We start from the raw sequence: 14,856 nt of genomic DNA on the forward strand, positions 1-14,856 counted from the left end.
GGGGCGGGTGGGTGCTGGTCAGGTCGGCGCCGGCAGGGCGTGCAGGCGGGCCAGGGCGGTGATGATCTGGCGGGCCCAGGGCCATCGTGCGGCGATTCGCAGATGCAGGCGGCGGCCTCCGTGCACCAGGCGGCCGGCCACGGCGAACAGGCGCAGCCGCAGGCGTTTGGGGGTTCGTCCGAGAGCTTCGCTTCGTCCGACTGCCAGCGACGAGTGCGCCCTGAAGCCGCAGATCGGTGTTATTTCAGCAGGCCAGTGCGGGAGGCTGCCCGTCCCGGACCTCATAGAGGTGCGCGACGGAGGCTTTATATGGCAACGGGCCGCGTACCTGCTCAGGTGTCAGCCGGATGCCAGTACAACGTTCGGCCAGCGCCAACGCCGCCTCGACGAACCGCCCACCGAGCGCTTGCCATTCCTCGTCATCTTCATCGAACTCATCGACCAGCCCGAGGTCTTCCAGATGTGACAGGAGCCGGTCCGGTTCGGCGCCCCAGCGCGGCTCATCGGGGAACATCGGGTCGAGACCAGTGATCACCTTTCCATTGGCGGCGTAGATGAATCTGGCGTGCTGGTCGATGTTGTTGTGAACACTGGCCAGCACAGTGGCCGCCGACAGCGGGCGAACCGCGTCACGCATGATTCCCATATAGCCTGCAGGCTCGACGATGACCGAGCCGCCCTCAGCAGGGCCTACCTCGATGTAGCCCTCTTCCTGTAGGGGTTCGTCCGGTTTGACCGCGAGGCGCTCCAGTGCCTCTGTGGGCTGCAGACCGGCAACAAGGGTGAAGCAGAACCCCGAGACGCCAAGGCTGCTTCGAAATTCCTCCCACCATAGATAATCCTGCGCTGTCGCACGTGTCACGGATGGCCTCGCTCGATCGGTGGTGGCTGTGTTCGACGGTGCGGACGCCAAGCTACCGGCGAGCACCGACGTTCCTGATCGACGTTTGTGCCGCTCGGTTGGGAGACACCACAAAATCGTCAGGGGAGCCCGGAAACTGTCTCCGAACGCGGGAACCGATCACAAGCATGCCGGGAAGGGATCTTCTCAGTGCTCACTCCGCCCCTGGTCCATGCCATTCGTGAGCACCCCATTCCCGTCCGGTCGGCCCGCAACGCGGCCCTGCAAGCTTGGCAGCCGACCTGCCCACCTCGGTCCTCGCCGACATCCTCGGCTTGCACATCAGCAGCGTCCTGAGTTGGCAGCGTCATGCCCGCCGCGACTGGGCTGACTACCTGGCCGCGCGCAGGGAGGAGCGCTTCACGACCTGATCCCCGCTGAATACCGCACCCTTCGAATGCCCACCCACCGAATCTTCTGCCCTCTTGACACGACGAGGTCGTCCCGCAGCTTGAGGACCCAGCGCGACTCTCAACATGAACCAGGCCCCGCACGACCTCGCGGAACCCGTGTGCACGCGCCGAACCGGCTACATCAGGCGATCTCGACATAGTCCAACTCGGCGGCGAACGGTCCGTCACCGTGCTGGAATCGCAGCGTGTTCCTTCCCTGGACCAGTGCCAGCTCGATCGACACGCGCCTCCAGGTGGTCCAGCCGGAATACTGATAATCCAGTATGTACTTGGTCGAGCCGCCATTCACCGTCACGTTGTGCCGCGCGTTGCCATCGCCGGCGGCGTACTGCACGGTCGCCATAAAGGTGCCGGTTCTGGGCGCCTGCACCTCGATGTCGACCCAGCTGTCCGGGAAGTTCAACATGCCCATCGAAGCGTCGTTCGACGCTCCGACGGCACCGTAATGGCCCTGGGCATTGTGGGGTATGCCCTTCTCGGCCTCGTACCGGATCGGCGCATCCGGTACGACGGTCAGGACGATCAGGGTGACCACGACGGCCGACACGGCCGCGATCAGCAGGACCGTACGACGTCGCAGGGCGTGGGCGGGCTGCGCCTGGCCGGCCCCCAGCGTCCCCGTGGTGGACGCGATGTCGTCGACGGACCGGCTCCGCAGTTGCACGCGCAACCCCAGCATCGCGACGACCAGCCCGGCCGCGCCCGTGAACATGCCGATCACGCTGGCCCGTTGATTCAGCCCCTCCATCACGTTCCCCGGCAGATCGAGCGGGTCAACGAGGAACCAGGTCAGCAGCGAGACTACCAACAGCACGATCGCGGCGATCCGCACTGCCCGCCACACCCACGAACCGGGCGCTCGCTCCTGCCCTCCCACCGCCTTCGACATAGCTCCAGGGTGGCCCCTAGATCACCCAGACGAACGCTAGGAGGGAAATTGTTATCTTTCGTACTGAGAATGGGTCGCGTCACAGTCAGCGTGACGAGACGGCCGTGCTGGTAGGCGTGGTCATTGGTGCCCAACACGCGGGACTTCCGCTCAGGGCATCCGCCACCTGACACACGCATCCATGACAAGGACGCTGTCAAAGACCGCCACTCCCCAGCCCGTTCAGCGGGAAACGATCACTTTCATCCAGGGAAGCGATCTTCATAGTCGTTGACCCTTCCCAGCTCACACATACTCGTGAACACCCCACCAGGGGCCGTTCTTGAAACGGCTGGACTGAGGTTGACGGGATCCCGTCTGATCATCGCGATCGGGCGGGAGCTTGTCGTTTCAGGGGTTTCCGAATCGGGTTCGCCCTGGTTTGGGGGCTGCGGAGTAGGTGTCCGGGGAGGCCCGGGTGGTGTCAGGCCGTTGGTGGAGGTCCGAGTTCGCGTCGCTGGGCATGGCAAAGCCGACGCCGAGCTGGGTGCTGCGACACGGTGATCTGAAATGTGCGTTATGGGGCGGGTGGTGGCCTGCTCCGGCCCGCGAGCGGCGTGCGGTCGCTGTGCTCGGCTGGGATCTCGGGGATCTCGGGGATGTCGGTGGATGTGTCGGGCTCGTCTGGGGGCTGGTGGGTGTGGCGCCACTGGTCGATGAAGTGGTCGTTGGCGACGGTGACGAGCAGCGCGAGCAGGATGGTCTGGGCGACGCGGCCGTGGGCGAGCCGGTTCTTCGGGTCGCCGAGATCAAGATCGTGTCCCTTGACTCTGCCGTTGAGGCCCTCGGTGTTGGCCCGGACGGACTTGTAGGTTCCGATCCAGGCAGGACTGAGGTATGCCACGTCCTGGCGGAACTTGTCGAGGTGGCCGAGGTCGTCCTTGCGGACGGTGATGGTGTGCTGGTGGCAGATCCTCGGCAGTTCGCCGGTCTTGTGGTCGGGCTGTGGGGGAAGAACGCGAGGTTTGGCCGCGGGGTGGGCGGCTCGTTGCCGGGTGTCGGTGAGGTCGACCGCGGTGGGCCGGCTGGGTTCGCGCTGGTGGAGGCGGTCGAAACCGGGGGCGGGCCAGCGATGGGGAGGTGCCTGCTGCCGGGCACTGGATGCGGACGGTGCCGTCGGTGTTCGGGCTCTGCTTGAGGCGCAGCAAGTACGGCTCTCGCGCGCTGATGAGCGTGGTGAGTTCTTCCGATGGGGTGCGGATGGCGGCGTCGTCCAGACCGGTGGTGGCCTGGGCGAGCCGGGCGGGCATCAGCGGGCAGGCCAGGGAGCCGTCGACGAGCATGGCGCCGTGGGCGCTTCCGCCAGGACGTGCGGTGCGCCAGCAGCGCCTTGAGCGTGGCGGGCTCCAAAACCTCCAGCAACGGATTGCTGGCAGGCAGATCGGTGTGGGAGTAGCGAACCCAGTTCGTGCCCTGCGGCAGTGCGTCGGTGAAGCGGGGGCTTGAGACGTAGTCGTCGTAGCCTGACGAGATCACCCTCAGGGGCGTCTCTTCCAGGGCGGCGTCCTCGCCATGTCGAGTTCCGCCAGAGCGCTCTTCGTCGCCTTGCTGTACTGCAGGCGCTGGGACGTATCAGAGGCGATCTCGCCTTGCGGCCCGAACCCCACCATGCCATCCAGGTTCAGGGTGTAGTACACGCCGCGACCGTGATCCACCTTTGCGGTGGACACGATGTTCACGCCCTTGCCGCGGATCAACGTCGCCCGGAGCGCCGTTACCGGGTTGGCCCCGGGCGCTGCCTGCGCAGGGGCGGCGACGAGCTGTGCCAGACCCGCGATCAGGATTACACCCACGACGGTCCGCTTCATCACGATCCCCTGGAAATTGGTCGGAGGAACGCAACAACCTTGTGCATACGAGATCAACTGTCAAGCCAAACCGCGTTCATGGACGAACGGAACGCGGTCCACTTCCAACCTCTTCACGGCGGCCTCAAACGCTCGCTGGCCTCGCCATCGGCCAGGTGTGCAAGGGCGGAACCGAGGCAAGCGCCGTGGCCCGTCCGGGAAGCGAAAGGGGCCGTTCTTGAGACGGCTGGATTGAAGTTGACGGGATCCCGTCTGATCATCGCGATCAGGCGGGATCTTGTCGTTTCATGTCCTGTCGCAGCGATAGCCGCTCCGGACGATCATCGACAACATGCGGTCTACGCGGGAAAGCAAGCCGGTGCATCGGGTGATAAGTGGTGACCACTGATTCACCGGAAGGCTGCACATGACTTGAGCAACCATCGTGGTGACGCCGACCGGTTCGAGATCGCGGCCCCAGAAGGGCCAGTCGTAGCCCTCACCGGCCGTGTTGTTCGGAATGGCGGAGCATCGGCCGGCCTTCGAGCAGACCCAGAGCCTGACACCGGCTGCCGTCGTGCCCAGATCACCGCTGGTCACGAACCTTCCGTCGGATGACGACGGTCCGCTGAGGACGGGGCGGGGAGTGCCCGCCCGGCCAGGCGCAATGAAGCCCCTTTGACACCGCGCGGGGTTGACCGCGCCCGAGAACAGGAGCCACGACATGTTCTGGCGTGCCCGCATGACGTCAGGTACGGCCATTTGCCTGAGCGACCAATTTCCCGCGATCGACGCGAAGAGGGTGATGGAGGGACACCTGCGGTTCTCCGGGTTGCCGGTGGTGGAGGTCGGCAGGGACGTCGACTGGACCGCGAACCCGCACGGCAACCGCTCCTGGGCGCTCAACCTGCACACGCTGCGCTGGATCGGAGGCCTGGCCCGCGCATACGAGCGCTCGGGAGAGCCCGCGTATCTGCGGCGTGCCTGCGACCTGGCCCGCCACTGGATCCGCGAGAACCCGCGCGGCGGCACCGGAGTCAGCCCGTGGGCCTGGGCGGAGCACGCGGTCGCCCTGCGTGCGCCCGTGCTCGTGTGCCTGAGCGAGCATGTGCGCACCCGGTGGCTGCGGGACAGTCTGGCCGAGCACGGCGATGTCCTCGCCGATCCCAAGCTCTACCGTGTCGGCCACAATCACGGCCTCGACCAGGACATCGGACTGCTGGTCACCGGCTGCCGGCTGGGCCTGGCGCGGTGGCGGGACCTCGCCGTCCGCAGGATGATCGCCTCGGTCGAGCTGGCCATCGACGCTCAGGGGGTGCTGCACGAGCAGGCTCCCCGCTACGGCGTGTACGTGCACCGGCGGCTCGGCGTCGCGCTGCGGGCGATCGAGGAGAGCGGCGTCGAGCGGCCGGCCAGGATGGTCGCCCACAGGAACGCGCTGGAGGCGTACGTCGCGCACGCCACTCAGCCCGATGGCAGGCTCGTCCCCATCGGCGACGGCCCTGCCGCCCTCGCGCCCGGCTTCGCGCACGATGGGCTGGTGGTGCGGGTATTCGACGGCGGGTACGTCTTCGGCAGGACGGCGTGGGACGACCCGCGCTCGGCCTACTACTCGATCAGGTTCGGTCCGGGGCGGCGGTTGCACGGGCACGAGGATCACCTGGGCGTCACCTACAACGCCCATGGCCGCAGGATCCTGGTCGAGGCTGGGTTCCACTCCTACGAGAAGACCGGCTACGTCGAGTGGACCCGCATGCCGGAGGCGCACAACGTGCCCGTCGTCGTGACCGGGGACTTCCGGCCGGGCACGGCCACCCGCCTGGTGAGCTCGGCGATCGAGCCGAAGCGGCAGACGTACGAGCTGGCCGACGACGCATACGGGGTGACCAGAACGCGGTGGGTGCTCGTCAACCATGGGCCCGACCTGATGGTGGTGCATGACTCCGTCCCCGCCGGATCGGCGTTGCGCAGCAGGTGGCACTTCGATCCGGCTCTCAAGGTCGTGTCTCGGCGGGACGGCGTGGTGGTGCTCGGCGACGGGGAGTGGCGCGTGAGCCTGCTGCAGTTCCCGAGAGCGGGGCAGGCGGTGCGTCCTGGCCTGATCTCGCCCGCCCAACTGCGTACAGACGAGATCGCGACCGTGCTGTCGCCCGAGGCGGTCGGCGTGCTGACCGTGATCGTGCCAGGCTGCGCCGATCCCGGCGTGACGGTCTCGGGCTCTACCGTGACCGTGCACACGCCCGGCGGGCCTGTCACCTTCGACCTGCCGTATGCGTTGCCGGGGAAAGACCTCACGGCCATCGGGTGATACGTCACGACTGGCACTTCCACTCGAAAGGCTCTCGATGACAGCCGCGCGAGTCGAACGACCGCCGGATGAGTCGCTGGACGACTTTCCCGGCGTGTTCGACGCCTACTTCGATGAGATGTTCAGGTACGTCTCCCAACGCCTCGGGCCCACTCAGGCCGAGGATGTGGTGGCTGAGACGTTCCTGACCGCGTTCCGCAAACAGGCCCGGTACGACCCCGCAAGGGCGGCCGTCCGTACCTGGCTGTACGGCATCGCCACCAACCTGATCAGCAAGCACCGGCGGGCCGAGGCCAGGGGGCTTCGAGCGCGGCAGCGGCACGGGCACGGCGGGAACGTCCCCGGGCCGGAGGAGCGCGTGACCGACCAGGTCAGCGCGCAGAGCCTGCGGCCGGCGCTGGCCTCCGCCATCGCCTCGCTCGGCCAGGGCGAACGCGACGTCCTGCTGCTCATGGCCCTTGCCGGGCTGTCCCACCAGGAGATCGCCGCCGCGCTCGGCATCTCGTACGGCACGGTCGGCTCACGACTGAGCCGGGCCCGAACCAAGCTCCGCGTCGCCCTCGGCGACGCCAACCCGATGGAGGCTGACCATGGATGAGCTGAGCAAGATGGTGCGGGAGATGTACGGTGACCCGCCCGCGAACACGTTCGCCAAGGGACGGGTGGAGGCGCGCATGCAGGCGAGGAACAGGAAGCGCGTGCCGTGGAAGGCCGGCATCGTCGGGGTCGCGGCCGCTGCGGCGCTGAGCGCGACGATCATCGTACCGAATCTGGGAACCGATGTCGCTCCGGCGCCCCGGGCCACGTTTTCCGGGAACTCGATCCTGCTGGCCGCCGCGACCAGGGCTGAGGCGGCTCCGACGGGCTCGTACTGGCACGTCAAACGGCGGTACGCGATGCGCTGGGACAAGCTGTACGGCAGTAAGGGCAACACCTACCGGCTGGAGACCTCCACCCTGACCGAGCAGTGGGTCTCCACCGACGGACGGGTCTGGTGGGGGCAGAAGAACCTGGGCGCGCGCCCGCTCAACAAGGCGGCCTGGCGACGCGACGGTGCGCCGACGGAGTGGAAGGTGGAGGACGGCGTCTACTCGATCGCCCCCAGCGAGAGCCTGCTGGAGGAGGTGGAGGAAGGGGGACCGTTCCGGCTCAGCGGCGAGGACCTGACGCTGGCGCAGGTGAAGGGGCTGCCCACAGACCCGGCCGAGCTGACCGAGAGGGCCCGTCAGGCGATCCGTGCCGGCGGCACCGAGGAGGACTCCGTCTCTGACGGAGTGCCGACCACGCTGGCCGCGCTGCTGTACGAGCTGCCCACCACCCCCGAGGTGCGGGCGGGCGCCTACAGGGCGCTGGCGACGCTGCCGCAGGTGACGGTCGAGGAGGGCGCGAAGGACTCCTTGGGCAGGCCGGGCGTGTCGGTCTCGTTCCCGCTACAGCACGACAAGCCCACCCGTGGCCGGCTGATCGTCGATTCTGGCACATCGATGGTGCTGGCCTACGAGGTCACCCACGCACCGGGCAAGGGCGACAGGACGGAGGCGGTCCTTGCCTCGGGCTGGACCGACGCCGAGCCTGCGCCCCCCACCACCGAGTGACGACGGTCATCTGTATCGGACCGGGCCGAGAAGATCGCGGGTGCTTCGGTTGACGCGCCGGGTGGGGAGCATGAAGAGTTCCCAGCCGAAACAGATCGCTCAGGCGGGCACGGGCTCCTGGTCAGCATCGTCAAAGGGTGGGTAGCTCTCGCCGGCCATTCGAGCGGCCGCGTCAATGTAGTCGGCAAGAGCGTCGCGGGATTGAGCGAGCCTGGCCATCTGCTCGTCCAGTCGCTGCAGCCGTGACCGCATCGCGGCCAGCAACTCGGGACATCCGAGCAGCTCCGGGGCCTCGCCGACCGCACAGGGCAGCAGGTACGCGATGTCCTCAGAGGACAAACCGGCACCAAGCAAATGCCGGATCTGCTTCACCCGCAGCACGGCGCTCTCGCCGTACTCGCGGTAACCGTTCGCGCCCCGGTCTGCCTCCAGCAGACCCTGGGCCTCGTAGTAGCGCAACTGATGGGCGTTCACGCCCGTCCGACGGCTCAGGTCCCCGATCAGCATCGAACCCTCACTTGACCTTCACACCGGTATCAACGTTGACGATGCTGCCATGAACAGCAAAACCGATACACCCGTGACAGTCATCGGACTCGGACTGATGGGCCGAGCACTGGCCGGCGCGTTCCTGAAAGCCGGGCATCCCACGACCGTGTGGAACCGTACGACCTCCAAGGCCGACCAGCTGGTGGCCGACGGTGCACGGCTGGCGCCAACGGTTGGTGACGCGCTCCAGGCAGGTTCCCTGACGATCATCTGCGTCACCGACTACCAGGCCATGCACGAGCTGCTCGGCGCCAGCGACATCGAGCTGGACGGCAAGATGTTGATCAATCTGACCTCGGGCGACTCGGCCCAGGCCCGGGAAGCCGCCCAATGGGCCGAGCAGCGCGGCGCCCATTACCTGGACGGCGCGATCATGGCCGTCCCATCGGCGATCGGGACCGCCGAGGCGGTGATTCTGCACAGCGGGCCGCAGTCAGACTTCGAGGCGCACAAGTCAACGCTCGACGCGCTCGGCACCGTCACCTACCTTGGTGCGGACCATGGGCTGGCGTCCCTGTACGACGTGGCCGGCCTCGCCATGATGTGGAGCGTCCTGAACGCCTGGCTCCAGGGCACGGCCCTGCTCAGGACGGCCGGTGTGGACGCCGCAACGTATGCGCCGTTCGCGCAGCAGATCGCTTCCGTTGTGGCCGAATGGTTGCCTGGCTATGCCGAGCAGATCGACAGCGGCTCCTTCCCGGCCGAGGTGTCGGCCCTGGAGACCGACGCGCGGGCGATGGCACACCTGATCGAGGAGAGCGAGGCGGTCGGTGTCAACGCCGAACTGCCGAAGTTGATCAAGGCGATGGCCGACCGCTCGATCGCCGCCGGACACGGTGGGGAGCAGTATCCCGTGCTGATCGAAGAGTTCGGCAAACCCCGCAACGACTGACCGATCCCAATACCGGGATCTCAGCGGTCTCGGTGAAGACAACGCCGTGCAGGCTTCCTGGGAAACGATCATCTCTATCCTGGGAAGCGATCTTCTAGGGCTGCGACCCACCCCAGCTCACACCCACTCGTGAACACCCCCCCAGAGCCGTTCTTGAAACGGCTGGACTGAAGGTGACGGGATCCCGTCTGATCATCGCGATCGGGCGGGATCTTGTTGCTTCAGGGGTTCCGAATTGGGTTCGTCCTCGTTTGGGAGCTGCGGAGCAGGTGGCCGGGAAGGTCCAGGTGGTGTCAGATCGCTGGTCGAGGACCGAGTTCGCGTCGTTGGGCATGGCGAAGCCGACGCCGGGCTGGGTGTTGCGACAAAGTGATCTGAATTGCGGCTTATGGGATGGGTGGCGGCCTGCTCCGACCCGGGGAGCGGCATGCGGTCGTCCTGCTCTAAGTACGGCTCCCGCGCGGCGATCAACGCGGTGAGTTCTTGCGATGGTGTGCGGATGGCGGCGTCGTCCAGGCCGGTGGTGGCGGTGGCGAGTCGGCCGGGCGGCAGCGGGCAGGCCAGGGAGCCGTCGATGAGCAGGGCGCCGTGGGCGCTGCCCTGTACTCCGCGTTGGTCGACCTTGTAGTCGAGGGCGAGTCGGTAGCCGAGTTCGCGTGCGGGTTGTGCGAAGTGGGCGGGTTGCTGGTCGGTGTAGGCGCGGTCGACGACGGCGAAGGCGGTTGGGAGGCCGAGTGCGGCCAGGGGTTTGAGGGTGGTGATGGCGTTGGCGCCGATGCGTTTGTGCGGGGTGTCGAGGACCAGGCCGAGCGCCAGTTGCGGGAAGGGCGTGGAAAGCGAGCGGGTGCGGGCGGCGACGGTGAGGGTGGCGCTGTAGCCGTACTCGGGTGGGTCGTTCCCGGCCGAGTGGTGCCAGCCCGCGGTGATCTCGGTGGAGGCGATCAGTTCGCCGGTGGAGCGGCGAGTTCGGGGTGGGCGGGCGAAGACCGGGGCGGCGGTGGTGTCGATGCCGACGTCGCCGCGGAATCCTGCCAGGTAGCCGCGGCCTTTGCCCCAGCAGGCCGGGGTGAGCACGAGCGCGGTGACGATGTCTTGCAGCAGATCCCGCTTGCGTGCGTGGTCGGGATCGGTGTCTTGCCAGGCGGTGGCGAGCAGGTCGGCCTGGTGCTGGGGCAGGCGGGTGCGGCGATCGTGCCGGGCCGGATCGAGGAGGCTGGTGAGCCGGTCGAAGGCGCGGTAGAAACATCGACTGTCGGCCAGGCAGGCGTGCGGATCGTCGGGGTGCGGCCGGTCGGCGTCCAGCCCGAGGTGCTGCCGGGCGCTCGGGGACAGGCAGAAGGCGGCCAGCCGCCAGGCTTCGGCCAGGGTGGCTTTGCCGCTGTGGTGGATCGAGACCATCAGACAGACGAGCACCGCCCGGATCGGCACTCCCGCCGGTCCGGGGCGCGGGCCGAGCTCGGCGTCGATCAACGGCATGATGCCGGAGTCGTCCAGCAGCCGGGCGTAGTGGCTGGTGACGGCGTCGGGAATCTGTGCCGTTTGCTTGGTGGGAGGACGGGGTCGGGTGGCTCGGGCTCGGGTGGTGCGCGGCGGCCAGGCGCGTGGCTTCGCCGTACTCACATGGCGCGGCCGCGCAGCAGCGCGACCGCGGTGGGCTGGTCCAAGGCTGGGACGAAATGGTGGTAGCGGGCCAGCGCGGAGGCGCTCATCCCGGCCGCGGCGGCCACCACTCGCAAGTCGATTCGCGCGCTCAGCAACTCAACGATCCAGGAGGAGCGCAGCCGGCGCACCGACAAGGCGGGCAGGCCGCCGGTCGGCGGGTGCCGGGCCGTCCAGGAGCTGAACAGGTTCTTGGCGTGCCGGGCGGCGCGCCCGGGCCGGAAGACGAAGGCGTTGCCGGGCCGGTCTGCGGCGTGAACCAGCACGTCCTCCCAGGGCAGCGCGGCAGACGATCAACCGCTGTGTGTCGGGGACGGTGACCACGATCGCGCCGGAGCCCAGGCGGCGCAGATGTCTGGTCCGGACGGCGGCCACCTCCCCCGAGGTCAGACCGCAACCGAATGCGAGCGCCATCAACGCCAGCACGTCGGTGCGGGCCTGGCCGGGCAGGCGTTCGGCCCAGCCACGCAACCGGCCGAGCTGGACCGGCGAGTACGGCGGGCTGACCTTCTTGGGGGCTTTCATCGGCGGTGGCGCCTGCTCGCCGCGTTCCAGCCAGGCCAGCGTGGCGCGCATGTGCCGCAGCCAGCTGCGGTAGGTCTGCGCCGAACTCGGGGCCAGGTCAGTGCAGCCGGTCAGCACGAACGCGTCGATCGTCTCATGGCGCAGCCATACTTCCGGGTCATCCGGCAGGCCGGAGCGGTGACACCACACGGCCAGGCAGGTGGTCGCGGTGAGCAGCCGCTCGACGCGGTAGGGGGAGCGGTCGGCGCTGGCAGCGACCAGCATCCGCACCGTGTCGGCGACCTGCTCCCACTCCGGTGGTGGGACGCGAGGCCGATAGCGGGTGATCTTCGCCGATGTTTCCGGGTCGAGGGTCACACCCCACTCATAGTGGCAGGACAACCTGCCGTTACGTAGCGCGACGACTTCGACCGATAGGAGAACATTGTCATGGTCGGCGGACGAGCCCGCTCCACCGCGCCCCGGGACCTGGCCGGCAATCCGCAGGCCTGGCCCCATACGGACCTGGCCGGGCACCTGGCCGCCGCCGTCGTCCAGGCGATCGCCGCCACCCTCGCCGGTGAACTCGCCGCGCGCAAGCTGAGCCGACGCGGCCTGGCCACCCTGTCCGGGGTCAACCGGCAGTCCATCAACGACCTGCTCGCCGGGACCTCGTGGCCGGACGTGGCCACCATCGCCCTGCTGGAGGCCGCCCTTGCCCAGCGACTGTGGCCCACCGGTCCTCCGGGTGGTGGGGCTCGCTGATCGAGAACGCGGTTGTGGTTGGCGTGCGGGAGACATCATCGATCCTTTCCGCCTGCGCTTTCCGCCAAGGCAACAGCGGAGAGCAGGACGAAATCCGGGCTCGACGGGTCCCCCAAACGCGCATCGTGGATTACGCTCAGGAACGCGAGAGCCACCGTCAGTTAGTCCTGGAGGGCGCTCACGCAACCCGGGTGTCGCCGAGCTGAACCCTCGGCGACACCCAACTTCTTCACGGCACGGCCGTGATCAGGGATGGCTGATCAGTCAGCCTCCCGTTTCGGCGCATGCCCGTTGACGCCGGAAGCGATCGCGTAAAGACCGTCCTCTTCGCGTCGCAACCACCCGTCGGTCACCAGCCGCTGAAGGCGGGACCGCATTCCCTCCACCTGGGAACGGGTGTCCGGCCTGGCCAGCGCCTGCACCGTCGGTGATGACGGTCTTGGCCCGGCTGCCGTTGCAGCTGTTGCCGCTGTCGCTGCCGGAGCGTTCGTGCTTGTCATAGCCGAGACAGCTCCCGATCTGTCGAGTTCTCCGGCTTCTTACGCGCCACCGCGGCGTCCTCCAGGTCGATCTCCGTCGATGCCTGGATCACCGTACTCATCAGTGCGTTCTCCTTGATCAGGAGTTACACCGAAGACCGTACAGTCCCAACGGCAAAGCACTGGCAGTCACTAGTGAGGGCGAGATCCAGGTGGGTCAGTCGAGGACAGGCGTCTCACAACCTCTCCTCAACAGTGAGGCTGTGGCGAGTGCATCTGTGCGTTAAACCATCCAGCGCAAGGATTGGCTGTGGGGGCCGGTATAAGCGAGCGACTGCCCGTCCAGGGCAAGAACAAAGGCAGACTCACCCTCAAGCGCCGGAGCGGGCAGGTGGCGGTCCACGTTCCTTTGCGCTTCCGGTCACGATCTTCCGTTTTGGTGGTCACGTCGGTTTTGCGTTCGAGCGCGCTCGAAGTCCTAGCGTTGCCGCCATGACGACACAGACCTGGATCATCACTGGCGCGTCCCGCGGGTTCGGACGCGCACTGGCGGAGTCGGCGCTCGCGGCGGGCGACCACGTGGTGGCGGCGGTGCGCCGGCCCGAGAGTGTGGCCGATCTGGAGGCCAAGTACCCGGACAACTGCCTGATCGCGAAGTTCGATGCCCGGGACATCGCCGCGGCCACGGACCTCGTGCGCGACACCCTCGACCGCTTCGGTCAGCTCGATGTGCTGGTCAACAACGCGGGCCGGGCCGTGGTCGGAGCGGTCGAGGAGGTCAGCGACGCGCAGTTGCGCGAGTTGATGGATCTGCACCTGTTCGGCCCCGCCGCGCTCGTCCGGGCGGCGCTGCCCACGATGCGTGAGCGGGGCACCGGGACGATCGTGCAGATGAGCAGCCAGGGTGGGCGGACGTCGTTCCCCGGCGTGTCGGCGTACTCCGCGTCGAAGTTCGCCCTCGAAGGCTGGTCCGAGGCCCTGGCCGGGGAGGTCGCGCCGTTCGGGATCCGGGTGATGCTCGTCGAGCCCAGCCGGTTCAGGACTGGCTTCAACGGGGGCGACGTGCTCGAGTTCGTCGAGCCGTCGGCGACCTACCGTGACTTGCTCGCCAACGTCCGTGCGGACATGGCCGGGACCGACGGCCGCCAGGAAGGTGACCCGGCGCGGGCTGCCGAGATCATCGTGTCCCTCGCGCACGGGGACGAGGTGCCGCTGCGACTGCCGCTCGGGCGCGAGGCGGTCGAGCGTATCTCGCGTGCCTACCGGCGCGGCCTGGACGAGGTCGAGCAGTGGGCCGAGACCGCCCGCAGCGCCGACTTCGAGGGTGTCTCTGCATCGGTACGGCCCATCTAGGCTCGTGGTCATGGCCACCGACGATCTGATGACCAGGGCGCTCGAAGCGCTTGGGGACGACGGTCCGTTGTCGGTCGAGGCGATCCACCGCCTCGCCGACCTGGCCGATCTGCCCGAGACGATGACGATCGCCGAGGTTGCCGACCTCCTCGACATCTCGCCCCACACGCTGCGCTATTACGAGCGGGCCGGGCTGGTCGAGGTGGCCCGCGACGGTAATGGTCATCGCGTCTACGACGCCGAAGCGGTTCGGCGCCTGGTGTTCCTCACCCGGATGCGGCTGTCCGGTATGCCGATGCGTGACCTGCAGCACTACATCTCGCTCGTCGATGCCGGAGGGCACACGGTGCCGGAGCGGCTCGATGTGCTGGTCGAACATCGCGACACCATCCGCCGCCGGATCCGTGAGCTGACCCTTTCCCTCACGGCGGTCGAATACAAGATCGCCACGTACGGGGGCTCGACCGGGCCGGACGTTCAGGCCCTCGGCACCACCACCGGTACCGACCGCACGGCGCTGCTGGACGAGCCGCTGCGACGGGCACTCCCGGCAGAGTGAGGGACGCCGACGCTCGCCGGGCTGCTAGCGGTAGTCCGGCCTCCCTCCAATCTCCGGCCACAGCCCCTGCGGGAAACGATCACTTCCCCGCTGGGAAACGATCTTCAAGGCCTCGCATTCTCCAAGCTCAACTGCACTCGTGAACTCCCCACCCAGGTCAAAGG

Annotated in this window: 18 protein-coding genes; 8 read left to right on the top strand and 10 right to left on the bottom strand. The window is 67.8% G+C overall.

Annotation, left to right across the window (positions count from 1 at the left end; all coding sequences use genetic code 11):
• Positions 1-18: 18 nt before the first annotated feature.
• The gene (locus V5E28_RS47775) at positions 19-141 is read right to left on the bottom strand and encodes a hypothetical protein (protein ID WP_442946003.1); all 123 of its coding nucleotides are present in this window, start codon (positions 139-141) and stop codon (positions 19-21) included.
• Between the two features lie 103 nt (positions 142-244).
• Positions 245-862, bottom strand: a complete 618-nt coding sequence (locus V5E28_RS47780) for a DUF6461 domain-containing protein (protein WP_336216966.1) — start codon at positions 860-862, stop codon at positions 245-247.
• Positions 863-1,131: 269 nt separating this feature from the next.
• Here V5E28_RS47780 and V5E28_RS47785 point away from each other — a divergent pair, with 269 nt between their 5' ends.
• The gene (locus tag V5E28_RS47785; protein ID WP_336216967.1) at positions 1,132-1,272 is read left to right on the top strand and encodes a hypothetical protein; all 141 of its coding nucleotides are present in this window, start codon (positions 1,132-1,134) and stop codon (positions 1,270-1,272) included.
• A 163-nt stretch (positions 1,273-1,435) separates the two neighbouring features.
• Here V5E28_RS47785 and V5E28_RS47790 read toward each other — a convergent pair whose 3' ends face one another.
• The 4 genes from V5E28_RS47790 to V5E28_RS47805 form a co-directional block, all read right to left on the bottom strand.
• Positions 1,436-2,203, bottom strand: coding sequence for a hypothetical protein (locus V5E28_RS47790; protein ID WP_336216968.1), 768 nt, complete (start codon positions 2,201-2,203; stop codon positions 1,436-1,438).
• Positions 2,204-2,759: 556 nt separating this feature from the next.
• Positions 2,760-3,086 carry a hypothetical protein gene (locus V5E28_RS47795; protein WP_336216969.1) on the bottom strand — a complete coding sequence of 109 codons (327 nt, stop codon included), beginning with the start codon at positions 3,084-3,086 and terminating at the stop codon, positions 2,760-2,762.
• A gap of 634 nt (positions 3,087-3,720) precedes the next feature.
• Positions 3,721-4,050: a hypothetical protein gene (locus tag V5E28_RS47800; protein WP_336216970.1), complete on the bottom strand. Its 330-nt coding sequence runs from the start codon at positions 4,048-4,050 to the stop codon at positions 3,721-3,723.
• 285 nt (positions 4,051-4,335) lie between these two features.
• On the bottom strand, positions 4,336-4,629 hold the full coding sequence (locus tag V5E28_RS47805; RefSeq protein ID WP_336216971.1) for a hypothetical protein: 294 nt from the start codon (positions 4,627-4,629) through the stop codon (positions 4,336-4,338).
• Between the two features lie 205 nt (positions 4,630-4,834).
• On the opposite strand from V5E28_RS47805, the gene V5E28_RS47810 reads away from it, so the two are divergent.
• From V5E28_RS47810 to V5E28_RS47820, 3 genes are read left to right on the top strand one after another with little or no spacing between them, the layout of a single operon-like run.
• A complete protein-coding gene (locus V5E28_RS47810; RefSeq protein WP_336216972.1) occupies positions 4,835-6,337 on the top strand; it encodes a heparinase II/III domain-containing protein in 1,503 nt (500 codons plus the stop codon).
• A gap of 37 nt (positions 6,338-6,374) precedes the next feature.
• Complete coding sequence (locus V5E28_RS47815; protein ID WP_336216973.1) at positions 6,375-6,935, top strand: RNA polymerase sigma factor; 561 nt, start codon at positions 6,375-6,377, stop codon at positions 6,933-6,935.
• Positions 6,928-7,932, top strand: coding sequence for a CU044_5270 family protein (locus V5E28_RS47820; protein WP_336216974.1), 1,005 nt, complete (start codon positions 6,928-6,930; stop codon positions 7,930-7,932). The genes V5E28_RS47815 and V5E28_RS47820 overlap by 8 nt, the downstream gene beginning before the upstream one ends.
• Before the next feature lie 99 nt (positions 7,933-8,031).
• Here V5E28_RS47820 and V5E28_RS47825 read toward each other — a convergent pair whose 3' ends face one another.
• On the bottom strand, positions 8,032-8,439 hold the full coding sequence (locus tag V5E28_RS47825; RefSeq protein WP_336216975.1) for a MerR family transcriptional regulator: 408 nt from the start codon (positions 8,437-8,439) through the stop codon (positions 8,032-8,034).
• Between the two features lie 73 nt (positions 8,440-8,512).
• Here V5E28_RS47825 and V5E28_RS47830 point away from each other — a divergent pair, with 73 nt between their 5' ends.
• Positions 8,513-9,373 (top strand): NAD(P)-dependent oxidoreductase, encoded by an 861-nt coding sequence (locus V5E28_RS47830; protein WP_336216976.1) that lies wholly within the window; start codon positions 8,513-8,515, stop codon positions 9,371-9,373.
• A gap of 192 nt (positions 9,374-9,565) precedes the next feature.
• On the opposite strand, the gene V5E28_RS47835 is transcribed toward V5E28_RS47830, so the two are convergent.
• Genes V5E28_RS47835 through V5E28_RS47845 form a run of 3 tightly spaced genes read right to left on the bottom strand, consistent with a single transcriptional unit; the run spans position 9,566 to position 11,914 of the window.
• Positions 9,566-10,993 carry a hypothetical protein gene (locus tag V5E28_RS47835; RefSeq protein ID WP_336216977.1) on the bottom strand — a complete coding sequence of 476 codons (1,428 nt, stop codon included), beginning with the start codon at positions 10,991-10,993 and terminating at the stop codon, positions 9,566-9,568.
• Positions 10,990-11,130: a hypothetical protein gene (locus V5E28_RS47840; protein WP_336216978.1), complete on the bottom strand. Its 141-nt coding sequence runs from the start codon at positions 11,128-11,130 to the stop codon at positions 10,990-10,992. Before V5E28_RS47840 ends, V5E28_RS47835 begins: the two co-directional genes overlap by 4 nt.
• Before the next feature lies 1 nt (position 11,131).
• Positions 11,132-11,914 carry a hypothetical protein gene (locus tag V5E28_RS47845; RefSeq protein ID WP_336216979.1) on the bottom strand — a complete coding sequence of 261 codons (783 nt, stop codon included), beginning with the start codon at positions 11,912-11,914 and terminating at the stop codon, positions 11,132-11,134.
• 72 nt (positions 11,915-11,986) lie between these two features.
• Between V5E28_RS47845 and V5E28_RS47850 the strand changes: the two genes are divergently transcribed.
• The 3 genes from V5E28_RS47850 (at position 11,987) to V5E28_RS47860 (ending at position 14,692) form a co-directional block, all read left to right on the top strand.
• Positions 11,987-12,301, top strand: a complete 315-nt coding sequence (locus tag V5E28_RS47850) for a helix-turn-helix domain-containing protein (RefSeq protein ID WP_336216980.1) — start codon at positions 11,987-11,989, stop codon at positions 12,299-12,301.
• A 971-nt stretch (positions 12,302-13,272) separates the two neighbouring features.
• Positions 13,273-14,133 carry an SDR family NAD(P)-dependent oxidoreductase gene (locus V5E28_RS47855; protein ID WP_336216981.1) on the top strand — a complete coding sequence of 287 codons (861 nt, stop codon included), beginning with the start codon at positions 13,273-13,275 and terminating at the stop codon, positions 14,131-14,133.
• Between the two features lie 10 nt (positions 14,134-14,143).
• The gene (locus V5E28_RS47860; protein ID WP_336216982.1) at positions 14,144-14,692 is read left to right on the top strand and encodes a MerR family transcriptional regulator; all 549 of its coding nucleotides are present in this window, start codon (positions 14,144-14,146) and stop codon (positions 14,690-14,692) included.
• The last annotated feature ends 164 nt before the right edge of the window (positions 14,693-14,856 follow it).

The sequence above is a fragment of the Nonomuraea sp. LPB2021202275-12-8 genome (assembly GCF_037044575.1).
Lineage (GTDB): Bacteria > Actinomycetota > Actinomycetes > Streptosporangiales > Streptosporangiaceae > Nonomuraea.